23 protein-coding genes and 1 pseudogene are annotated in these 23,113 nt (G+C 37.7%); 14 read left to right on the top strand and 10 right to left on the bottom strand.

The window, feature by feature from the left end; all coding sequences use genetic code 11:
• Window positions 1–17 precede the first annotated feature (17 nt).
• From ilvA to I8T81_RS08155, 3 genes are all read left to right on the top strand, one after another.
• Window positions 18–1,565, top strand: coding sequence for a threonine ammonia-lyase, biosynthetic (ilvA, locus tag I8T81_RS08165; RefSeq protein ID WP_171057802.1), 1,548 nt, complete (start codon window positions 18–20; stop codon window positions 1,563–1,565).
• Window positions 1,566–1,709: 144 nt separating this feature from the next.
• Entirely contained in the window at window positions 1,710–2,360 is a 651-nt protein-coding gene (locus I8T81_RS08160) for a potassium channel family protein (RefSeq protein ID WP_198072554.1), read from the top strand.
• A gap of 18 nt (window positions 2,361–2,378) precedes the next feature.
• Window positions 2,379–3,716: a TrkH family potassium uptake protein gene (locus I8T81_RS08155; RefSeq protein WP_198072553.1), complete on the top strand. Its 1,338-nt coding sequence runs from the start codon at window positions 2,379–2,381 to the stop codon at window positions 3,714–3,716.
• A 43-nt stretch (window positions 3,717–3,759) separates the two neighbouring features.
• On the opposite strand, the gene I8T81_RS08150 is transcribed toward I8T81_RS08155, so the two are convergent.
• The 3 genes from I8T81_RS08150 to I8T81_RS08140 form a co-directional block, all read right to left on the bottom strand.
• Window positions 3,760–4,911 (bottom strand): phospholipase A, encoded by a 1,152-nt coding sequence (locus I8T81_RS08150; protein WP_151761007.1) that lies wholly within the window; start codon window positions 4,909–4,911, stop codon window positions 3,760–3,762.
• Window positions 4,912–4,931: 20 nt separating this feature from the next.
• Window positions 4,932–7,871 carry an insulinase family protein gene (locus I8T81_RS08145; RefSeq protein WP_198072552.1) on the bottom strand — a complete coding sequence of 980 codons (2,940 nt, stop codon included), beginning with the start codon at window positions 7,869–7,871 and terminating at the stop codon, window positions 4,932–4,934.
• A gap of 252 nt (window positions 7,872–8,123) precedes the next feature.
• Window positions 8,124–10,217, bottom strand: a complete 2,094-nt coding sequence (locus I8T81_RS08140; RefSeq protein WP_198072551.1) for a TonB-dependent receptor — start codon at window positions 10,215–10,217, stop codon at window positions 8,124–8,126.
• Window positions 10,218–10,455: 238 nt separating this feature from the next.
• On the opposite strand from I8T81_RS08140, the gene I8T81_RS08135 reads away from it, so the two are divergent.
• The 8 genes from I8T81_RS08135 to I8T81_RS08100 all read left to right on the top strand — a co-directional run bounded on the left by I8T81_RS08135 (window position 10,456) and on the right by I8T81_RS08100 (window position 16,126).
• Window positions 10,456–11,460 (top strand): adenosine kinase, encoded by a 1,005-nt coding sequence (locus I8T81_RS08135; RefSeq protein ID WP_198072550.1) that lies wholly within the window; start codon window positions 10,456–10,458, stop codon window positions 11,458–11,460.
• A gap of 16 nt (window positions 11,461–11,476) precedes the next feature.
• Window positions 11,477–11,785 (top strand): Rieske (2Fe-2S) protein, encoded by a 309-nt coding sequence (locus tag I8T81_RS08130; RefSeq protein WP_004701295.1) that lies wholly within the window; start codon window positions 11,477–11,479, stop codon window positions 11,783–11,785.
• Between the two features lie 25 nt (window positions 11,786–11,810).
• Complete coding sequence (locus I8T81_RS08125; protein WP_198072549.1) at window positions 11,811–12,419, top strand: OB-fold-containig protein; 609 nt, start codon at window positions 11,811–11,813, stop codon at window positions 12,417–12,419.
• 369 nt (window positions 12,420–12,788) lie between these two features.
• Window positions 12,789–12,983 (top strand): cytochrome oxidase putative small subunit CydP, encoded by a 195-nt coding sequence (gene cydP, locus I8T81_RS08120; RefSeq protein WP_004701293.1) that lies wholly within the window; start codon window positions 12,789–12,791, stop codon window positions 12,981–12,983.
• The gene (locus I8T81_RS08115; protein WP_151762120.1) at window positions 12,983–14,569 is read left to right on the top strand and encodes a cytochrome ubiquinol oxidase subunit I; all 1,587 of its coding nucleotides are present in this window, start codon (window positions 12,983–12,985) and stop codon (window positions 14,567–14,569) included. Before cydP ends, I8T81_RS08115 begins: the two co-directional genes overlap by 1 nt.
• Window positions 14,566–15,711 carry a cytochrome d ubiquinol oxidase subunit II gene (gene cydB / locus I8T81_RS08110; RefSeq protein WP_198072548.1) on the top strand — a complete coding sequence of 382 codons (1,146 nt, stop codon included), beginning with the start codon at window positions 14,566–14,568 and terminating at the stop codon, window positions 15,709–15,711. The genes I8T81_RS08115 and cydB overlap by 4 nt, the downstream gene beginning before the upstream one ends.
• 13 nt (window positions 15,712–15,724) lie before the next feature.
• Window positions 15,725–15,826 (top strand): cytochrome bd-I oxidase subunit CydX, encoded by a 102-nt coding sequence (gene cydX / locus I8T81_RS08105; RefSeq protein WP_002120988.1) that lies wholly within the window; start codon window positions 15,725–15,727, stop codon window positions 15,824–15,826.
• Window positions 15,827–16,126, top strand: a complete 300-nt coding sequence (locus I8T81_RS08100; protein ID WP_198072750.1) for a cyd operon YbgE family protein — start codon at window positions 15,827–15,829, stop codon at window positions 16,124–16,126.
• A gap of 35 nt (window positions 16,127–16,161) precedes the next feature.
• On the opposite strand, the pseudogene I8T81_RS08095 reads toward I8T81_RS08100, so the two are convergent.
• The 6 genes and pseudogenes from I8T81_RS08095 to I8T81_RS08070 all read right to left on the bottom strand — a co-directional run.
• Window positions 16,162–16,269, bottom strand: a pseudogene (locus I8T81_RS08095) (GNAT family N-acetyltransferase); the annotation flags it as partial.
• A gap of 76 nt (window positions 16,270–16,345) precedes the next feature.
• Complete coding sequence (locus tag I8T81_RS08090; protein WP_039250578.1) at window positions 16,346–17,017, bottom strand: YccT family protein; 672 nt, start codon at window positions 17,015–17,017, stop codon at window positions 16,346–16,348.
• A 223-nt stretch (window positions 17,018–17,240) separates the two neighbouring features.
• Window positions 17,241–17,837 (bottom strand): nitroreductase family protein, encoded by a 597-nt coding sequence (locus tag I8T81_RS08085; protein ID WP_004701282.1) that lies wholly within the window; start codon window positions 17,835–17,837, stop codon window positions 17,241–17,243.
• 186 nt (window positions 17,838–18,023) lie between these two features.
• On the bottom strand, window positions 18,024–19,130 hold the full coding sequence (ftsY, locus tag I8T81_RS08080; protein ID WP_198072547.1) for a signal recognition particle-docking protein FtsY: 1,107 nt from the start codon (window positions 19,128–19,130) through the stop codon (window positions 18,024–18,026).
• A gap of 107 nt (window positions 19,131–19,237) precedes the next feature.
• The gene (locus I8T81_RS08075) at window positions 19,238–19,564 is read right to left on the bottom strand and encodes a hypothetical protein (protein WP_198072546.1); all 327 of its coding nucleotides are present in this window, start codon (window positions 19,562–19,564) and stop codon (window positions 19,238–19,240) included.
• A 100-nt stretch (window positions 19,565–19,664) separates the two neighbouring features.
• Complete coding sequence (locus I8T81_RS08070) at window positions 19,665–20,024, bottom strand: hypothetical protein (protein ID WP_004701275.1); 360 nt, start codon at window positions 20,022–20,024, stop codon at window positions 19,665–19,667.
• 215 nt (window positions 20,025–20,239) lie between these two features.
• Between I8T81_RS08070 and I8T81_RS08065 the strand changes: the two genes are divergently transcribed.
• The 3 genes from I8T81_RS08065 to I8T81_RS08055 all read left to right on the top strand — a co-directional run bounded on the left by I8T81_RS08065 (window position 20,240) and on the right by I8T81_RS08055 (window position 21,734).
• Window positions 20,240–20,473: an SEL1-like repeat protein gene (locus I8T81_RS08065; RefSeq protein ID WP_002121063.1), complete on the top strand. Its 234-nt coding sequence runs from the start codon at window positions 20,240–20,242 to the stop codon at window positions 20,471–20,473.
• Window positions 20,474–20,790: 317 nt separating this feature from the next.
• Window positions 20,791–21,165, top strand: a complete 375-nt coding sequence (locus I8T81_RS08060; RefSeq protein WP_004701273.1) for a DUF2750 domain-containing protein — start codon at window positions 20,791–20,793, stop codon at window positions 21,163–21,165.
• A 137-nt stretch (window positions 21,166–21,302) separates the two neighbouring features.
• A complete protein-coding gene (locus I8T81_RS08055; protein ID WP_004701271.1) occupies window positions 21,303–21,734 on the top strand; it encodes a CBS domain-containing protein in 432 nt (143 codons plus the stop codon).
• A gap of 52 nt (window positions 21,735–21,786) precedes the next feature.
• On the opposite strand, the gene I8T81_RS08050 is transcribed toward I8T81_RS08055, so the two are convergent.
• A complete protein-coding gene (locus I8T81_RS08050) occupies window positions 21,787–22,995 on the bottom strand; it encodes an aspartate aminotransferase family protein (protein WP_191109333.1) in 1,209 nt (402 codons plus the stop codon).
• Between the last annotated feature and the right edge of the window lie 118 nt (window positions 22,996–23,113).

The following is a 23,113-nucleotide window of genomic DNA, read 5'->3' as shown; positions in this document are numbered from 1 at the left end:
AAACTGTTATAGGGAAGATGAACATGCTGTCTCGTGTGGTACGACAAATTTTACAAGCAACGGTTTATGATGTTGCAATTGAAACACCTCTCGAAGCAGCTCCACGAATTAGTCAAAAATTAAATAATACAATTCGTTTTAAGCGTGAAGATTTACAACCAGTTTTTTCTTTTAAATTACGCGGTGCTTATAACCGTATTAGTCAAATACCGAAAGACCAACTTGAGCGTGGTGTAATCTGTGCATCTGCGGGCAACCATGCGCAAGGCGTGGCATTGTCTGGTCAACGTTTAGGCATTCCAGCAATTATTGTTATGCCAAGCACTACTCCTGATATTAAAGTTCAGGCAGTTAAGCGATTAGGTGGCCAAGTTGTATTGCATGGCGATAGCTTTGATATTGCGAACAAATATGCTCAACAACGTGCCGAAGCAGAAGGATTAGTTTTTATTCCTCCTTATGACGATGAACTGGTTATTGCTGGTCAAGGTACTATTGCGAATGAAATCTTACGCCAATGGCGCGATGTAGAATATGTATTCGTTGCTGTAGGTGGCGGTGGTTTAATTGCTGGTGTAGCAGCCTATCTAGGTGAAGTTGCACCACATGTAAAAATAATTGGTGTTGAATATGAAGAGTCTGCTTGCTTAAAAGCAGCTTTAGAAACCAATGAGCGTGTAGTACTACCACATGTAGGCTTATTTGCAGATGGTACAGCAGTTGCCCAAATTGGTGCTTTGCCGTTTGATATTATTCGTCTTCGCAAGTCAGATAATTCTGGCCCAATTGTTGAACCTGACATTGTTACTGTAAATACAGATGAAATTTGTGCCGCAATTAAAGATACCTTTGATGAAAATCGCAGCATTGTTGAACCATCAGGCGCAATGGCATTAGCTGGTATTAAAAAATATGTAGCTGAGCATAAAATTAGCGGTAAAAACATGGTGTCGATTGTTTGTGGTGCCAACATGAACTTTGACCGTTTACGTTACATTGCAGAGCGTACTGAACTAGGTGAGCAACGCGAGGCAATTTATGCGGTTACGCTTTCTGAAGAAAAAGGCGCATTTTTAGGTTTCTGCCGTGCCCTACAAGGCCGCAATATTACCGAGTTTAACTACCGTGCAAATAACACAGATGAAGCACAAGTGTTTGTGGGTATTAGCTTAAAAGGTGGTGATGCTGAACGTCATGAAATTTTAGAGCAACTCAAACAGCAAAATTATGTTGTCGATGATTTATCTGATGATGAAGTTGCTAAATTGCATATTCGTTACTTGATTGGTGGTCATGCCAATCTTGACGATGAAAGATTGTTCCGTGTTGAGTTCCCTGAGCGTCCAGGTGCATTACTCACCTTCTTAACTCGTTTAGGCCCAACCCACAATATTACCCTTTTCCATTACCGTAACCACGGTGCTGCTGAAGGTCGCGTATTGGTTGGCTTACAAGCAACAGATGCGAAACAAAATCCAGATGGCTTAATCGAAACTCTAGAACAAATTAGCTATCCATATGCAGAAATTACTGACAATGTGGGTTATAAGCGCTTCTTGAAATAATCTTTTATTTTGATAAAAAAGCCGGCAAATTTGTCGGCTTTTTTATGATTTAAGCTCAATATTTTTTATATTTACATTGCTTGTCTTTATCTCAAAGAAAATTTCATTAAAAATAAAGCCCTAATTAAGTATAAAAGGTTATTTATGGCACAGTTCGCGGTCATCGGCTTGGGAAGTTTTGGAGCAACAGTTGCTCAAGAACTCACAAAATTAAATCATGATGTTATTGGCATTGATACAGTCAAAAAAAATGTTGAGAACCTTGCCGATGTTTTAACTCATGCAGTCATTGCCGATGCTACAGACGAACATGTATTAGATGAATTAAACATTCAAAACTGTGATGCAGTCGTGGTTGCAATTGGTGAAGATATTGAAGCCAGTATTTTATGTGTGCTGAATTTAAAAAATCTCGGTATTGATAAAATCTGGGTAAAAGCAAAAACTAAAGCCCACCATACAATTTTGTCTCACCTCAATATCAATAAAATCATTCATCCCGAAGAAGACATGGGTGTACGTGTTGCACAAGCACTCAATTACCCTATGGTGAGCCGCTACATGTCTATAGATGATGATCACTATATTGTGAAAATTGATATTCCCGAGAAATTGAATGGCATTAACTTGTATGGAATTATGCAGCAAGCACCACAGGTTAAAACACTACTTGTAAAAAGACAGCAGCAAATTCTATTTGAAACTGATGAGACTTTTACCTTAAAAATGCATGATATTATTATTTTGGAAGGTCATTTACAGCAACTTAAAAAACTCTCACATTGTTTCTTATAAGAAAACGAACTAGAAAATATGTCTCTTAAACCTAAGCCACACAAAACACTGAATTTAAGTCCTCCATCTTTATTAGCGTTAGGGTTTTTAGCATTTATTATATTCGGCACATTGTTGCTTAAGCTTCCTATTGCCAATAACGGACATGTCAGCTGGATGGATGCATTATTTACAGCAACCTCAGCGGTTACGATTACAGGTTTATCTGTTTTAAATATTCATCAATCTTTTACACTTTTTGGGCAAGTCATTATTTTATTACTGATTCAGTCAGGTGGTTTAGGCTTCATGACTTTTGCAATTTTGGCTGCACTAAGTCTATCGCCGAAAGTTGGTCTTAAGCAGCAAATGATGGCTCAAGACAGTCTTGGTCAAACCAGCCTCTCTAAAGTGACCTTTGTTGCAAAAGGTGTTGTCGCCTATACTTTTCTTTTTGAATTGATCGGAACCATAATTCTTACGACTGCATTTACACCTGCGTTTGGTTTTGCTCGCGGTTTGTATTATGCAATTTTTTATAGTATTTCTTCATTTAACAATGCGGGTTTTTCTTTATTTAATAATAGTTTAATGGGGTTCCAAAACAACTATGTCATCTGCCTAACAGTGAGTTTACTTTATATCTTAGGTGGACTTGGCTTTTTAGTTTTGATGGATATCAAGCAGAATAAAAAGTGGAAAAAACTAAGCCCCAATAGCAAACTAATACTTACAACAATAGCGATTATTAATTTAGTCGCCTTCATATTAATCTGGGCTCTAGAAGCGCAGAACCCACATACATTAGGAATGCTGAGTGTAGGCGATCAAGCTTTACATGCTTGGTTCCAAGCAACTGTTCCACGATCTTCAGGGTTTAATACTATTGATACAGGTGCAATGACTAATAGTAGTTCCTTGGTTATGATGCTGCTTATGTTTATTGGTGGCGGCTCACTGAGTACCGCTGGTGGTATTAAGGTAGGAACCTTTGCGATATTGGTTTTAAGTGTACTTTCATTTCTAAGACGTACCGATGAAATTAGAGTCTTCAATCATTCTGTTTCTCATGAAACTACATATAAGGCCTTAGCAGTTACTGCAATTACCAGCATTCTTATATTTATTGGGTTCTTCATACTTTTGCTTTTAGAACCGAAAGCTGACTTTATGAACTTATTATTTGAAGTGGTATCGGCAGCCTGCACAGTTGGACTTTCTCGTGGTATTACACCAGATTTACATAAAGGTAGCCTGTTTATCTTAAGCCTACTTATGTTTGCAGGAAGACTTGGACCTTTAACTCTGGCATATTTGATCGCCACACCTAAAAAGAGTCGCCTCAAACATCCTCAGGCCAACATTCAAATTGGTTAATAAAAAAAGCCGCTTTTACAGCGGCATTTTTATCAACTTGAACTTAGTACCAGTTCATGAGTGAAACACCCAAACCTGCATAAGTTGCACGGTGGTTATAGTCAATTAAGCTTTCACCATATCCATTAAATAGCTGGAAGTGACCACGTAACTTACCACTAATTGGGAATGCCCAGTCAAACTGAACTGCGCCATGAGAGTTATCACCACCTTTTAAAGAGTGACGTAGCATTAAAGAGAAATCGTTATCTTTCCACTTATAAAAAGCAGTTAAATCCCCACGCCCAACATAATCTTCAATATCAGGGTTGTTATCATCTTTGGCAGCTTCATTAATGCGTACCCAAGGACGAAGCATGACAGCAAAGTTACCACGCTCTAAGCCCACATTAAAAATGACACGGTTCCAGCTACGAGATAAAGGATCTGAACGACCATTTGACTGGTGATTTAAAGTTACACCTAATAAACGACCATCTAAACCGAGCAACTCATAGTTTGTTCTAAACATTAAACTTGCTTCAGGCTCATAGTTCGTTTCACGGAAAGGACGAGATTCTTTAGCATTAAATGTCTGCCAACGTGAAGATTGCGTATATCCCACCCACAAATCACCATTGTTGCCAAAAATATTTTCCCAAGCTTTCGTTTTCAAAGAAATTTGAAATTTAGTTTCCGTAGATTTCAAATCTTGAGCTTCTTTAACAGTGTTATTGGGATTTGGACTACTTGGAAATTCATTTTTATCGCTAGTCCAAAATACAGGTAGTAAATAGACAGGCTGATAAGCACGAATATTCCAAACACCGAGCTTACTCTTTTCAGATAACTCCCACCGTTGGTCTAGTAAAGAAGTAGTAGGCTCAATTTTTGGAGCCTTCCCTATTACTTTAATGTTACTAACCGTATCTACAACCTTCTCTTTAAACGTTTCAGGTTGAACAGCAGGCTGATCAACTTTTTTAACAGGCTCTGGGACTGCTGCAGCTTGCAGAGCGGGCAAAGCCGAGGGTTTAAATACAGAGTCATAACAAGCTAGGCGATCAGCATTTGAAGCAAGGGCAACACATGCATCTACGGTCGCAGGTTTTACAGGGGCTAAGGTGTCAGCATATGCCACCGACGCACATAAACAGCTAAGCAGGGTTCCCATACTTAGCTGTAATGATGTGCGTTCAAATTGTCTGAACGCCATGTTCATCTCCAATTTTTATTTTAATTAACTTGTTTAATTGTAAAGCCCAGTTGCTGCAATTCATCACGTTTTGCAAAAGGTGCAACCACAGCTTTTACAGGTGTTTGTTCAATTAAGTATTGACGCGCAACACGCTGTAAGTCTTCTAGAGTCACATGCAATAGTCTTTCACGTAAGGTACGGCGGAAAGCTGGAGTTCTTGCATGTAACAGTGCATAACATGCTGTAATTGCTTCACCTGCTGGTGAACCAGGTTTGTCCATACTCGCCACCAGACCAAGAATTGCTTCTTCTAGTTGATGAGGTTGTTGCTCTGTATTTAGCAACCATTGCACACTCGCTTCAAAGTCTTTAAACGTCTCAGCTAAACGTGGGTCACGGTAACTAAAGAAACGGAATGAACATGCATTTCCATCATAACTAGCACCACCACCATAAGCACCACCTTTTTCACGAATAGCGCTGTGTAAGAAACCATTACGCAAGTATGCTGCCAACACCATTAAAGGTGCTGCATCTGGATGAGACACTTCAACTGCTTGATATGCAGAAGCACAGAACTGAACATTGGTTTGAATTAACCATGCTTCATGTTCGTTCGTATTTTCTTGAGCAACTTCAGTTAACTTAGTTGCTGCTTTATCAACGTTTAGCTTATCCCAAACATTTTGAATTTCTTCAACTAAACGCTCTGACTGATGCTCTTCACATACCAATAAGAACTGTTTAGGTGCTTGCAATAATTTGGTATGGATATGCTTCAATTCAGTAATAAGTGCATCGTAAGCGGCATCGTCTTGAGTAATTTTAGTAACAAGCTCACCCAACCAGTTCAACGCACCTAAGCCAGTGTTTTGATAGTCGCGTTGAGCTAATGCACTCATATTACGAGATGCAATCTGCATCGCATAACTATGACCCGCACCTGACAAACGAGACTGCCAACGTGTCTTACGTTGCTGTAACAACTCAATAATTCGCTCTTTCTCATCAAAGCGAAGTTGTTCAAATGCTAGTTTTAATAAATGAATCGCATCGAACTTCTGAGTTAAAGATTTAGTCGTTAAAGTTAACCAAGCACTAATTTTGTCTTTATCGTCAACTTTACTGCGTAACGAAGCACCCATTCCCAAACCACCACTTACAGCTGTTTGTAAGTTTTGTAGTTCAAGATAGTCATACTCACCTGCACCAACTTCACCCATTAAGATAGAGAGCAAATTGAAATATGGTGAGCTAACAACATCATCAGGAATCTGAATGAGGACTTGTTGATAGTAAATGCCATTCGTTCCAGCATGATACAAATTCAACGGCGTATCCATTCGATTACAAATAATTTCACGCAATTGACCTTGTACAATATGCAAGTCGGCAGGAACGTCTTCTAGACCAACTTTAGGTAACAGCTCAAGATTGTCTGGTGTATCTTGACGTTCTTGTAATGCTTTGGTTTTAGCAACGATCTCTGCTTTGTCTTCTTCAGTGAGTTTTTCACCAATCGCAGCTAAACGTGCTTTTTCAGCTTCTTGCTCTTTTACAGACTTGGTTGCATCAGGTACTAAAGTCATTTGGACACGATGCGGATTATCTAACAAATGTGTTTGAATTAAATTAGATAACCACATTGGGTCTTGAAGTTCTTCTTTGACCTGAGCAATGGCACTGTCAACATCCCAAATCTGAATTGGGTCATTATGGTGAATAGCGCCACTTAAACCATTTAAAATTAGGCTTAAACCATATGGTGTACCGTCACCATTAATTTCACGTTGATGCAATTCGATTTGATGCAAAATCGCATCAACCAAAGCCGAATCAATTGGTTTTTCAGCCACTTCACGTAAAATGTTTAAAACACCATCTTTAAAGCTTTCTGCAAACTCTGGGTTTGAACCTTGAACGCCACAATAGAATGTCATTTCAAAGTTACTGTCATCTACGCCCATTAATGGACCAGTTGACTGAGCATAACCACAAGTTTCTAAATAATGACGTAGTGGCGACGCGGAGTTTTCAAGTAAAACACCTTCGACCAAACGCATACCTAGACGTAGTTTGATATCACTCGCTTGTGGTAACAACCAAGACAATACATGGTAAGTTTTGTCTTTTAACTCATCGCCATCAACAGCATAAGTTTCAGTGGCTTGAACAGGTGCCGTTAAGCGTTTTTCTGGTTTCGAATATAAAGTTGTACCCGCAGCAAACTTATGTAGAGCTAGTTTTTCAAATTGCTCTTGTAACTCATATGCCGTTTGGTTACCGAAGGTCATAAATACCGCATTACTTGGATGGTAATGAGTTTTATAAAATTCGACTAACTGTTCATACGTTAAGTCAGGAATATCTTTAGGATCACCACCTGAGTTGTAGTGATATGTAGTTTCAGGGAATAGATGATGAGCCAACTGGTGATAAAGCTGATCAGACGGAGCACTCATCGCACCTTTCATTTCATTGAACACTACGCCTTTATATACAGGCTGATCATTTTCAAGTTCAATACGAATACCTTCTTGAGCAAAATCAAGAGGATTTAAATTTGCTGAAAAAGCCGCATCAAGATAAACAGAGAGTAAGTTTTGGAAATCTTTCTTATTTTGAGTTGCAAATGGATAGGCTGTCCAATCTGCTGCTGTAAACGCGTTCATAAATGTATTTAATGAACGGCGAATCATTAAAAAGAATGGGTCACGAACAGGAAACTTTTCAGAACCACATAAAGCTGTATGCTCTAAAATATGTGCAGTTCCTTTAGAATCCATCGGTTGTGTTCTGAACGCAACAAGGAATACATTTTCATCATAATCAGTTGCCAAGTGATAATGCACCGCACCTGTGATTTTATGCTTATATTCAGACACTAAAATATCTAATGCTTCAACATGGTGCTGACGTAGCAACTGAAACGCAGGGTGAACAGTTTGAGAAATGGTTTCAGTGACATCTACAGTCATGTGATCTCCTAACATATCGGACAAGTGAATAAGTCTCATTATAGCCTGAGTCGGCTTGATATTGGCGAACAAAAGCCAAGTAAAATACTATGTTTTTGTTGAGTATTAGTTTTCATGGGCATAGCTTTGATATCAAACACATAGCCCACGTGGTTGTATCCTAGCAGAACAAAACCTTTTAATACTATCTATATGCTATACAACACACAAAAAAGCTCATCATTTCGATGAGCTTTTTTTGATATTTGTTAATTAAAAACGATAGCGAAGTGCGACTTGTGCATTTAGCGGATCACCCATCATGTTTGAATCATTTGCTCCACTATGACCTGAAACAAAGTAATCGCGATCAAACAAGTTATTAAGGTTCAAGTTCACATCATAACGTTCAGTTTGATAACCTAAGGCCGCATTCACAACTGCATAACCAGGTAAAACGTTTTTGTTATCTGGCGCGCTAAAACGTGATGATTCACCACGACCACCTACAGCTGCATACCAATGATCATTAATTTGGTATTTTAACCACAGGTTAGCTGTGTTGTTTGGCGTAAGCGCTGAGTGATTACCCGTAAATCCAATGGTCGATTTTTCAATCTTACCATTCATATAAGAATAGCCAGCTAGCACTGACAACTGATCAGTCAACTGACCTGTTAATGAAAGTTCAACACCTTTGGTTTTTTGTTCGCCTGCTAACAGTGCTTGCGTTGGATTAGCTGGATCTTGATTTTGAATATTGGTTTGGCTCATTTCAAATAAAGCCAATGTCACATTCAATTGATCATTTACATCCCACTTTGCACCCACCTCATAATTTTCGGTTTTTGTTGGCTTTAAATCATCACTGTTTTGATAAAAAACAAATGAATCAGCCAAAGGCTGGAAAGAACGGTTATAAGAAGTATAGAGTGAAAGATTGCTTATTGGCTGATAGACCACTCCAATTCGTGGAGAATAAGTATTGTCAGTACGGTTTAAGTCTAAATTCGCGCTTGTTTTATCATCACGATCTTGAGATAAATTGTCATAACGTAAACCAACTAAAACTTTAAGCCGATCTGTAACAGTCATTAAGTCTTGCAGATACACGCCGTAGTTTTCAAAAGTATTGCTATTGTTATTACGTGCAGCTGTAGTTCCTGTATTAATAGGCGCCCAGTACTCTAATTTAGGATCATATAAATCTGTAGTTGTTTTAGCACCTTGCCAAAGTATCTCATCTTTATGCTGCTTGCTATATTCAGCACCTATTAAGGTATTATGCTTTAAGAAACCTGTATTAAATAAAGCGCTCAACTCTTGTTGAACATACACACCATCTTCATTACGCAAGCGTTTATTTTGAGTCAGAGTAATTTTTGACTTATCAGCAGGATGCGTATCAACACTATACTGACGGTCTAATGAGTAGTTATAGTGGCGAACTGCACCATGATATTTGAGTTGATCATTAAACTCATGGTCTAAGCTGATAGTTTGACTTGAGATTTCAGTGTCAACATCCCCGACTTCTTTACCGTTTAATGCACCATAAAAAGTTTTAGGATCTGTTTTAACAGGTTTACCTGTAATTGGATCTGTCGGAAAACCTTGATCAGCTAAACGGTCATCATGCAAATAGTCAGCCTGAAGTAAAAGTTTAGTTTTATCGCTAATATCCCACTGTACTGATGGAGCCACCGCCTGACGTTTTAAAAAGGCCTGATCACGATAACCATCTGAATCTTCAACTGCACCAGTTAAACGAACCTTAACATTCTCTGCTACTTTTTCATTCACATCGACTTCTGCACGGCGTTGCCCTGTAGTACTACCAATTAGGCTTACTTCACGTAAAGATTCATCCATTGGCTTTTTATTGATCTTATTAACTAACCCACCCGCTGAACCACGACCATAAAGTACAGAAGCAGGCCCTTTTAACACCTCAACTCGTTCAACATTCGACATATCTCGAAAATACAATGCATCATCACGAATACCATCTACATAATTATCTGTGATTGCTGAGAAACCGCGAATCATGACCTGATCACGCTGTCCATCACCGACACTAAAGCTTAAACCAGCAACGTTTTGCAAGGCACCTTGCATAGAAGTCACAGTCTGCTCTCTTAGGATTTGTTTAGGAACAACATTTACAATTTGAGGAACATCTTTTAATTGCATAAGTCCCTTAGTGGCACTTGATGCTTGTCCCACTTCTTGTTTTAAACTGATTTTCTTGTCAGCTTTGACTGAAATTGTTGGAAGATTGGTTACAGCTTGTGAGTCTGCCTCTGCGGCATATACTTGGCCTGTTATAACCCCAAACGATGAAATAAATAAAATAGAACGTTTCATGTAAGTTCGCTATGAATAATTTCAGGCGAAGTTTCAATGAAATACTATACATTTGTAAATATTATCAAGAATCATTATTAATTGATAATATTTATTAAAAGGATTGTTTCAATAGCCTAGTCAAAACATACTTTGTCTGCTAACCGCTGAATTACCTGAATTTTATTCAACAAACTACAGCAAATGTGAGCAATGGTGTAAACTTATAAATCTGATTTTTTACTCTGTGACAACACATATGACAACTGTAGATCTTTTTGCAATTGGTAATGCATTAATCGACCAAGAATTTAAAGTGTCTGATGATTTTCTTAGTCAGCAAGGCTTACAAAAAGGCACAATGCAGTTGTCTGACGGTGAAACACAATCTGCTTTATATGAAAAATTAAAGCAAACTCAAGATTATAAAGGTCAAGCAAGTGGTGGTTCTGCAGCAAATACAACTGTAGCCTTTAGTGCATTAGGCGGTAGCGCTTTTTATGGGTGTCGTGTTGGTCATGATCAATTGGGCGAAATTTATCTACAAGGTCTAAACGATGCAGGCATCCAAACCACTCCTAAGTCAATCAGTGAAGGTGTAACAGGTACCTGTATGGTACTTATTAGCCCAGACTCTGAGCGTACCATGCATACTTATTTAGGTATTACGGCTGAACTTTCTCAAGATCAAATCGATTTTGAGCCGTTAAAAACAGCAAAATGGCTTTATATCGAAGGTTATCTCTCTACAAGTGAAACTGCTCGTAAAGCAGTAAAACAAGCGCGAGAAATTGCAAAAGCTCACGGCGTTAAAATCGCTTTATCTTTATCAGATCCTGCAATGGTTCAATATGCCCGTGAAGGCCTAGAAGAGCTGATGGATGATGGTGTAGATTTATTGTTCTGTAATGAACAAGAAGCTTTAATGTATACCAATACGACTACCGTAGAAGATGCACTTGCTCAATTACGCTTTAAAAACCACACCATTGTGATTACACAAAGTGCAAAAGGTGCTTTAGTTGCAAACCCTACTCAACATTTTCATGTGGCAGGTCGTCACGTAGAAGCTGTAGATACAAATGGCGCTGGTGATGCTTTTGCAGGCGCATTCCTCTATGCATTAAACCATCACGAAGATTTAAATGCTGCTGCACAGTTAGCCATCCTAATTTCTAGTGAAGTTGTGTCTCAATTTGGTCCTCGTTTAGCCATTAATGACTATGCTAAACTTCTTGAAAATTTTCAGAAGGAATGTGCTTGAAATGGAAAGGATCTGTATGACGGAAGAAGTTCCTGAGCGTGAAGCTAGAGCTTTTGACACTTTACAAGGAACGACTATTTTCATTACACAGCGTGATGGCTCATTCTATGCTTATCAGAATTTATGCCCACATTTGCAAACCGAACTTGAATACTTAGAAAATCAATTTCTAGATCAAGACCAAGAATATATTCAATGTTCTACTCACGGTGCTTTATTTAACGTGGAAACGGGTGAATGTATATCAGGTCCTTGTTTAGGTGATTTTTTAAATAAAGTTGAGATTAAAGTCCATTCAGATGGTGGTATTTATATCGTAGACTAAGATCATCAACATTAGAGTTTCTACCATGGCTGATTTCTTTTTTAATTATTATCTTATGCCATTTCATTTAAGTGTTGTGGCTTTGATATTGCTCAGCGTGGTAGAAACCATTGGTATGTATATTGGATTACGTCCAAGCCAACTACTTAAAAAAATTGCACCCGACTGGCTTACTAACTCACCATTACTAAATGTTAAATTTTCTAAAGCTCTAATTTTCGTTTTTTTACTTATTAATTTCAGCTTTGCAGGTTATTTCTTACAACTCTCTTTCTTTGCAATACAGCATTACTTTATTACTCCTTTTTATTTAATTATTCCTGCACTGGTCATCGCAATCTTTTTTACTGTATTCATGATCCACTGTCTTGACCAAGTGATAAAACCAAAGCTCACTCACACCAATTACAATCTGTTAGGACGACTAGCAACTATTTCAAGTGGCAGTGCTAGACCAGGTTTTTCAGCTCAAGCACGCGTAAGAGATGAATTTGGTCAACTACATTATGTCCAAGTTGAACCAGAATATGGTGAATTAGAATTATATTCACAAGTGATTTTAGTGAGAGTTCAAAAAAGCCACTATCTTGCAAAAAAGATTTTGATGTCCAACGACTTATTTGCACCAGACTAATTTTTATACTTTTATACCCTTTTTAAGATTTATCAAAACAATATTTTTTATGGATACTCTTTCTTAACTGAGTCATATCCACTCCCTTCTATTTGTTCAATTTTTATTTTAAACCAACCAAAATACTCAGAATAAAAAATAACCAAGAATTTTAGTTGGATTTATTTTTTATTATTTACAAGTGTTTTAGTTGGATTTAACAATCAATTCAAACCATTTTAGTAAGATATTTTATTTCAAATTATTTAAACATCTAAGTTATTGTTTTAAATAATAAAGATAATTAAGTTTTTATTTAAAATATATTTATTGTTTATTTTTAATATATTTTGATTAATAATAAAATTAATATGTATCGAGGTTTATTTTATGAGCCTTAAAAATCTAGATATTAATGCCAAATTAGTTAGAGAAATCACGATTATTCTAATAATTAAAGTCGTGCTTCTCTTAACAATCAAACATATTTGGTTTGATGCTCCCACCATCCCCAAAAATTTCGACAATCAAGTCGCTGAGCATATTGCTGGCGATAATACTTCCCATATTAAGGAGACACGTTGATGATTTCTGAAAGCGTGGTTGATCTTTCGCGGTTCCAGTTTGCGATGACCGCAATGTATCACTTTCTTTTCGTACCCTTGACCCTAGGCCTTGCATTCATTCTGGCTATTATGGAAACCACTTACGTTATATCGGGTAAAGAAATTTACAAGGATATGACTAAATTTTGGGGAAAACTATTCGGTATTAACTTTGCCTTAGGTGTAACTACTGGCCTCACCATGGAGTTCCAATTCGGAACAAACTGGGCCTATTACTCACACTATGTTGGTGATATTTTCGGTGCCCCATTAGCAATTGAAGGCTTGATGGCATTTTTCCTTGAGTCAACATTTATCGGTTTATTCTTCTTCGGATGGGACCGTCTGAGTAAAGTACAGCATTTAGGGGTTACTTGGTTAGTTGCCCTTGGCTCTAATATGTCAGCTCTCTGGATTTTAGTTGCCAATGGCTGGATGCAAAACCCTGTAGGTGCAGCATTTAACTTTGAAACAATGCGTATGGAGCTTGTAGATTTCGGTGCACTTATTTTTAACCCTGTAGCACAGGTTAAGTTTGTACATACTGTTTCTGCTGGGTACGTAACAGGTGCAATTTTCGTACTCGCAATTTCAAGTTACTACTTACTTAAAAAACGTGATCTGCCTTTTGCCCGCCGTTCATTCGCGATTGCTGCCATTTTTGGTCTTGCCTCTACACTTTCAGTGATTTTGCTTGGTGATGAGTCTGGTTATGAACTAGGCGATGTACAAAAAACTAAACTCGCTGCAATTGAAGCAGAATGGGATACTCACCCTGCTCCTGCTCCATTTACTTTATTTGGTGTGCCAAACCATGAAGAAATGCGAACAGACTATGCAGTTAAAATTCCTTATGCATTAGGTCTAATTGCAACTCGCTCAACAACCAAAGAAGTCACTGGTCTAAAAGACTTAATGCAACAGCACGAAGTCCGTATTCGTAACGGTATGCTTGCTTATGCTGAACTTGAAAAACTACGTGCTGGAGACCGTTCACCAGAGTTATTAGCTTCATTTGAAAAAAATCAAAAAGATTTAGGCTATGGCTTACTTCTTAAGAAATACGCACCAAATGTCGTGGATGCAAGTGAACAAAACATTCAAGCTGCTGTTAAAGACACCATTCCAAATGTAACTGCTCTATTCTTCTCATTCCGTGCAATGGTGGCCTCTGGTTTCTTAATGTTGCTTCTTTTCATTTTAGCCACTTGGGCTGTAGCAAAAAGAAATGCTGAAAATAAACCGTGGTTACTCAAATATGCATTGTTTGCGTTACCACTTCCATGGATTGCAGCTCAAACAGGCTGGTTCGTTGCTGAAGGTGGCCGTCAACCTTGGTCTATTGGTGAAATTCTACCAACTCACTTATCAACTTCGAGTTTAAGTACAGGTGATGTATGGGGCTCTATCCTCGCGTTAGCAGCGTTCTACACTGTCCTGCTTATTATTGAAATGTACTTAATGATTAAATTTGCTCGCTTAGGACCAAGCTCACTTCACACTGGTAAATATCATTTTGAAAAGCAAGAGACAAAAGCATCTGTTAATGGGGAGGCTTTATCATGATTGAATACGAACTCCTAAAAATCATATGGTGGGTGTTAGTTGGAGTATTACTCATCGGGTTTGCCTTAACCGATGGCTTCGATATGGGCTCAATGGCACTTATGCCTTTTGTTGGTAAAACTGATAATGAACGCCGTGCGGCTATTAATACCATTGCACCGCACTGGGATGGAAATCAGGTTTGGTTTATTACTGCAGGTGGTGCCTTATTTGCTGCATGGCCAATGGTTTATGCAGTTGCATTCTCGGGAATGTATTGGGCCTTATTACTTGTGCTATTTGCCCTATTCTTACGCCCCGTAGGTTTTGACTATCGTTCTAAACTTGAGAATACAAAATGGCGTAACTCTTGGGATTGGGGACTATGTATAGGTGGTGCCGTGCCTGCTCTAGTTTTCGGTGTAGCGTTCGGTAATTTATTCTTAGGCATCCCTTTTAGTTTAGATAGCACATTGCGCTCTGAATATTCAGGTAGCTTCTTTGCTCTTCTTAACCCATTTGCCTTAGTTTGCGGTATTGTTAGTTTATCCATGTTGTGTGCGCATGGCGGTGCTTGGCTAATGCTACGTACAGATGGCGCTTTAAAACAACGTTCTGCTAAAGCTACCCAAATTATGGCAGCAGTATTCTTAATTTGTTTCCTTGTCATTGGTGCATGGTTGTACTTCGGTCAAGTACCAGGTTATAGCTATGCAGCCGCAATTGATCCAAATGCTGCCCTTAACCCTTTGGCGAAACAAGTCATCACAAATAATAACCCTGGTTGGATGAACAATTACAGTAACTACCCAATCACTAAAGTTGCTCCAGTTCTCGCAATTTTAGGGGCACTTATCACACTCTTTATGGCATCTAAAGCAAAAGCGGGTTTCAGTTTTGCTGGAACAAGCTTAATGATTGTAGGTGCGATCTTAACTGCTGGGTTTGCTCTCTTCCCATTTTTGTTACCATCGAGTGTTAATCCGAACTCTAGCTTAACAATGTGGGATGCTGTATCAAGCCATCGCACTTTAGGCGTTATGACAGTTGCTGCTTGTATATTTGTTCCAATCATTTTGATATATACCACTTGGTCGTATTACAAAATGTGGGGCGTGATTACCAATAAACATATCGAGTCAAACTCGCACAGCTTGTACTAATAAGGAGAAGCATATGTGGTATTTCGCATGGATTCTTGGAATTTTGATGGCATGTTTTGCGGGTGTACTCAGTGCGCTTTATATCGAACATCATCAAGATTTAGATGAGGAATAGATCATGGCAAATGCAATGACAACATCAAATCAACGAAAAGCTCAAGCATTTGCAATGGCCATTTCATTTCTGTTGGCATTGCCGCTTGCTACAATTTTATTGGTTCATCCTTCACTGATGCTAGATGCAAACGGACACTACAACCATAGTCAGCTTATGCTGGTTATGGTGGGAATTTCCGGAGGGTTTATCTACGGTGTTGGTTTCGTACCCCACTTCTGGTTATGGAAATGGTTATTTAGCCCATGGATAGCTTGGCCTCTTATGCTGTTAGGCTATTACATCTGGTTTTTAACCTAAAAAAAGGACCTCATTTGAGGTCCTTTTTCATTTCAATCAATTGTCCAACTTCTACCTTGTTGTTCTCTATACGATTGATTAATTAAATCGACCAGTGATGTTATGTCACTCAATTCTGCTAGACGGAAATTTAAATTCATCATAAATATACTTAGGCTATTTAAAATATTATAAAAATAAAGCCGATATTAAATCGGCTTTATTTTGAATAGCAATAATTTAATTTGATTGTTCTGCCAACCAAGCCATAAATTTTTGACGCTCAGCTTTAGAAGATTTCTGCCACACTTCAACCAACCGTTGATCATTGCTTTGCGCAGCACCTGTCGAAGGAACCGTTGCAGCAACAGATGTAGTAACTTGAGAAGTAGATGGCTTGGCAGCAGCATAAACAGCTTGAGGCTGAGGTTTAGAAGGTTTTGTTGTAAAGTCAGCGACCTTACCCAACAAGCCAGTTGCAAACCAAGGTTTTGCTTCGTTGTTTGCACCAGTTTGCTGAACAACTAGTTCATTATTTGAATTATATAAAGCCACTGTTGGTTGCTCAGCATATTTCTTTGCTTGTTCATATTTTTTTGGCACATCAACCATCGCCAGCTTATAAGTTTGGCCGTCTTTTAATGTTGGTGTTTGAATTGTAACCACGCCCGATTTAACGATATCGTGCTCACCATTTAAATGTTCAAAATATTCTTGATAACGTACGCTTAAGTTTGTTTCGCCAGCATCGACTTTGTAACTATTTTTAGAAGAACGAAATAATCCAGAGTTGACTTCTTGACCATTCACCGCAAGGATTACAATTTCCTCTGGTGCTGTAATTGTAACTGCTGAAAATACTGAACCGCTGAGTAATAAACCAATCGCAGCAACACTTAATCTTAAAGTCATCTGTTCACGTCTCTATAATATTTAATAGTTTGTAAAAACATGAGCAATATGCAACATGATTATGACCATTTTATGACAAGCTTTATTTATACAAACTTAGCCTTAATTTTTTTAAAATATATTATTGAATTTTAGTCATTATCTATTTTAAAACTAAGTTACAACCCATTTTTCAAGCATAAAAAAAAGAGCACCTACAAGGTGCTCTTTTCATCAACTAAACTTAGTTGAATGTTTTAAAACGATCTTCATCGCTAATAAATGCTTTCTCACCAGCAGGAGCTTCAACAGAACCAAATACTAGCTGAGCACGTAATTTCCAGTTTGCAGGTACATCAAATGCAGCAGCAGCATCTGCGTCAACAATTGGGTTATAGTGCTGCAAAGAAGCACCTAAGCCTAGCTCTGAAAGTGCTGTCCAAGTCGCGAACTGAGCAATTGCAGTTGAATGTTCAGACCAAACTGGGAAGTTGTCTGCATATAATTCAAATTGCTCTTGTAAGCTTTTAATAACAGCTTGATCTTCATAAAATAATACTGTACCAACACCAGCAACAAAACTATCAATTTTTGCATTTGTACCAGCAAAAGAATCTGCAGGAACAATTTTACGTAATGCTTCACGAACTAAATTCCAAAATTTAGCATGTGATTCACCATAAAGTGTCACTACACGTGAAGATTGCGAGTTGAATGATGATGGACTATGTTTAACCGCTTCACGAATTGTTTCTTCAATTTTAGTGCGATCTAATGCAACATTTTTACCAATTGCATAAATAGTACGACGGTTTTTAATTTTATCTAAGAAAGTAGACATTTTGTTATTTCCTACCTATTTGATTGACCATTGGCCGTTGTTTGGGAATGAATATAGTCTATGAAACTCATTTCTTATAATCAGCATTAAAAATATGACAGTTCGTTTTATTTTCGCAACAATAAAAAAGATATTAATATAAAAAAACCTCACTATTTCGTGAGGTCTTATCAACTTAACTAGACATTATTTTTCTGTTTCAAATAATGCTGCTACAAATGATTTCGCCGAGAACGGTCTTAAATCATCAATTTTTTCACCAACACCAATGAAACGAATTGGCACATGAGTACGGCTTGCAATATTGAACAGTACACCACCTTTGGCAGTACCATCTAACTTAGTAATAGTAATACCAGTTAAACCCACTGCTTGGTCAAATTCTTGTACTTGGTTAATTGCATTTTGCCCTGTACCAGCATCCACTACTAACATAATTTCATGCGGTGCGGTCGCATCAATTTTTTGCATAACACGCTTAACTTTCTTAAGCTCTTCCATCAAGTTGCTTTTGTTATGTAAACGACCAGCCGTATCAGCAATTAGTACATCAATACCTTTTGCTCGCGCACTTTCAAAAGCATCAAAAATAACCGAAGCACTGTCCGCACCGTGGCCTTGAGCAACAACAGAAATATCGTTACGCTCACCCCAAATTTGCAATTGTTCAGTAGCAGCTGCTCGGAATGTATCACCTGCAGCTAGCATTACTTTTTTACCTTCGCCTTGTAAACGCTTAGCAAGTTTACCAATTGTCGTTGTTTTACCTACACCATTCACACCAACCATTAAAATCACATATGGCGATTTATTTGGGTCAATATGTAAAGGCTTAACACGAGGCGCAAGCAAAGCAACCAACTCTTCTTGTAAAGCTTTATAAAGTGAATGTGAATAAATCAAATCGCCACGAGCGGTACGTTCAGTCAAGTTGGTAATAATTGTTTTGGTTGCTTCAACACCAATATCAGCAACCAATAACTGCTCTTCAACTTCTTCAAGCAACTCATCATCAATTTCTTTTCCACCAATTAAGATGTTGACCATACCATCAGTGAAATTACGACGGGTTTTAGTCAAACCATCTTTCATTCGTCCAAAGAAACCAGATTTTGGCTTTTCTGACTCTAGAGAAGTTGTAGTTTCAACAGCTTCTTCAACTTTTACTTCTTGCTTAACAGGTGATTCAACGATAGGAACATCGATAGCAGGTAAATTAGGCAATGTGACATCGTCATCCCCGATCTCAGCATCTATCAAGAATTTATTTTGCATATTCGATTGTTGTTGCATGCCGATTCCTTGAAAAGCAGCGTGTTAAAAAACGGAAAGTTTAACATAAATTCAAGTTTTTGCCTGCTCCAATAGCGAGCAAAACCTTGTTGAAATAAAGACAATACTTATTGAGTATCTTCTTGCGTTAATGCTGGATATTCTTTGATATGATTGTGTTCAAATTGATAAGCATGCATTAATTTCAAATACTCTGCTCGATGAATCTCAGATTGAGTCATAATCAACTCAGCCATATCCTGAGTTCTAGGATAAGTCGCCTGTCGAGAAAGTTGTACAATTCTTTGGTATTGCTCTGAATTGACAGGACGAAGTAATGCTAAATAAGAAAGTACAAATATACAGGCAATAATAATAATCACAACTAGATTAAAACATTGCTCTGCCTTTAACTCAGACTTTAATTTAAGAAAATTTTGTTTGAATGTGAGCATGACCTACCTCTAATTTATGTAGTGTAGGGTTCAATGCACTTCAGCACAAGATCAAAATCCAGTAAGGCTAATATTCTTTATCCTTACTGGATCGCAAACTTTAGCTGATGAGAGATCGAATTACAGAGAAGTATAAAATTGCAGCAATAATCACTAAAACAAGGAACATAGCAAAAATGCTCAAACCTTCTTCTGCATCTGCTGGGTGCAATTCATCTTCATCTGCAATTTTTCTAAGCTCACCATCATATATATTATAGAACTGAGCTTTTTGACTAGGATCTAATTGGCTAGCGTAATCAAAAACGCGTTTTCTTTGTGCCAAACAATAATCACCTAAATGTATTTCTTGATGAAAAATTGCTTCGTCTAATAATTTACGATGATAATGAGCAAGCTCTATTATTTGGTCCTCTTTAGGAGGAGTATCAAAAACAAAGCCATCGATTGTATTTGTCATAGTTATTCTCCTTGTCTTTTATTCTCATATTGATTTTACTCAAAATTATTTGCGAATAATGTTTAATCATGTATCCTAATAGTGAAATAAAGAAAGCTGATCAATAGTTGACAAATCAATTAATCTGTAATATTAGTTTAACAATTCTAAGTTAAATTAGATTAAAGGCAGCGACCTTTAGAAAAAGTAATCATAATTACAATAAGGAGTTTTATATGATTCAACGTATCTCTCATCATGATTTAGAACATGTATACGCAACTGCGGTTAACACAATTCACTCTCAAATGAATTTCCAAGATGCAGTTGCACAGTTAGAAGAAGTTGCTCGTGCTGGTCACGGTAAAGCTGCACTATTCTTAGCAGAATTATACTATCAAGGTTTCCGTGTTGAACGTGACTCCCTTAAAGCACAATATTGGCAGAAACTGGCCACCATGCAAGCATAAAGAAACGTCACCTAGGTGGCGTTTTTTTATGCCTATAAAAATTCAATATAGACAAACTAAATTGCTATTTTTCTTGCGCTTCACCAAAGCTTTAGTCGCTTTGTCTTACTCAGGTGGCGTTTTATACCCGTAAAAACTAAATGAATCATAAGCCTAATAAGCTTCTTAATAACTACGAAAACAATATTTTTATTTGATATTTACCATTGATATTTCTAGTCATCAATATTTGTTTACGTTTTGACACCTGTTTAAACTGAAATGTCATGTGATTCTCTTATAATAAGCTAGATAAGTTAAAACCTTTAAATTGAAAAATGAATAATTTAAGTAATCTACAACCGGTTTCTAAAGACTTGATGATCAAGATTTATATTTTAAGAACCATGATGTACTGCGGGGTTCTTTGGGGACTATTTGATGAAGGATGGGCCATTAAATCGGATCAGGAAGATTTCATTTTCCCGTTTTGGCTAAATGGAGTTCAGGCGCATCGATATGCTAAAACTCACTGGCCTAATTACAAACCTAGAAAAATCACTCCAAAAGACTTCCATGAATCTCTACTACCAACCTTAACACGGTTAAAAGTTACCCCTGCTTTGTTTAATTCATCTCACCGCAAGTTAAAGCTATCTACTCAGCAAATGCATCATTTCTTTTTTAATCATCCTAAATGGCAGGTAGCTTAATTTTTTAAGCCACCAAATATAGAGTGCTTTTTGAACGCTTGAGCATAAAACTTGTATTTGAGTGACTATCGAGTCTTTGCAATTTTCTAAAATCAGGCTAATTTAAATCAAAATGATAAAACAACAGGACAGAAGAAATGACTATCGTTGCACAAGTAATTAAGAACAAATCACAACAAGCTATTTTCACAATCTCACCCGAAGCAACTGTCCTTGAAGCAATTACGATTATGGCTGAAAAAGGAATTGGGGCTTTAGTCGTAGCAGAGGGTGAAACAGTAGTTGGAATACTATCTGAGCGTGATTACACTCGAAAAGTAACTCTAATGGAACGCTCGTCTTATAGCACAACAGTTGCTGAAATTATGACAGCAAAAGTAATCACTGTAGGCCTAAACAATACAGTTGAAGAATGTTTACAGCTCATGACCGATCGTCATTTACGTCACTTACCTGTATTAGAAAATGGAAAACTAGTTGGTTTTATTTCAATCGGTGACTTAGTTAAAGCAGCAATGGAAGACCAAAAAGTTTTAATTGAACAATTAAAGCAATATATTTCTGGCTAAACGTACAAAATAAAAATGGGCGTTAATCGCCCATTTTTATTGCTTTTAAAACTTAAAGATAATTGGTAATTAAAGCAACTAAACGTTCTAACAAAATATCAGCTTGAGCTTGAGTCATATTAATTGGAGGTAATAAGCGAACTACAGAACCTGCTGTTACATTAATAATAAGCTTGTATTCATCACGAGCAATTGCAACGAGTTCAGCACAATCTTTAGGTAATTGAATACCAATCATCATACCAAAACCACGCACTTGTACGCCTTTATCTGCTAATTGAGCACGTAATTGATCAACAATATAATTACCTACCAGGGCTGCATTCTCTACTGCATTTTCCTTCTGGATCGTATCAATTACCGTATAAACCACACGAGAACCCAATACCGTACCACCATAAGTCGACCCATGGCTGCCAGGCCCTAATAACCCTACAGCTTTGCCTTGGGTCATTACAGCACCCACAGGAAAACCATTCCCTAACCCCTTAGCAGTGGTTAAAACATCTGGAATAATATTGGTATGTTGATATGCAAAGTATTTACCAGTACGACCATTACCAGTTTGAATTTCATCTAACATCATCAACCAGTTGTGCTGATTACAAAGGTGGCGAACTTCTTCTAAATAGCTAAATCCCTGTGGCGCAGTATTAATACCACCTTCACCTTGGATCGGCTCAATCAAAATAGCAACAATATCTGGATGTTGTAGAGCAGCTTCTTGAATCGCTTCGATATCACCAAATGGCACTCGAATAAAGCCTTCTACTAAAGGAGCAAAACCATCTTGTACTTTCTTGTTACCAGTTGCAGAAAGTGTCGCCAAAGTACGACCGTGAAATGATTGTTCAGCCACAATAATCTTTGGCAGACTTATACCTTGTTGCGTACCAAATTTACGAGCAATTTTGATTGCACCTTCATTTGACTCGGCACCACTATTTGAAAAGAAGATTTCTTCCATACCAGAAACTTCAGCAAGCTTCTGAGCAGCAGCAGTTTGCCAAGGAATTTCAAATAAATTACTGGTATGTACGAGCGTTGCTGCTTGTTCAGCAATAGCTTCAGCAATAGCAGGATGAGCATGTCCTAAACCACAGACAGCTATACCCGTTAATGCATCTAAATATTCTGTACCATCTTGTGTGTATAGATATGCCCCTCGGCCTCGGACAAAACTGATCGCTTGGCGACCATAAGTAGCCATTAAGTGTGTTGGTTGATCAGGTTGTACTGGAGCTAGGGTAATATCAGTCATCACGAACTCTGTCTGTATGAGGTTTTAAGAAGGGTTTATATAAACAAAAACTTGCGCTGATGGAAAGTCTCATCACTCATTTATCTAAAATTTCGTCTGCTTTTTACTATCACTTCGG

This window comes from Acinetobacter seifertii, assembly GCF_016064815.1.
GTDB classification, from domain to species: Bacteria; Pseudomonadota; Gammaproteobacteria; order Pseudomonadales; family Moraxellaceae; genus Acinetobacter; species Acinetobacter seifertii.
This window is presented reverse-complemented; position numbering and strand designations above follow the sequence as displayed.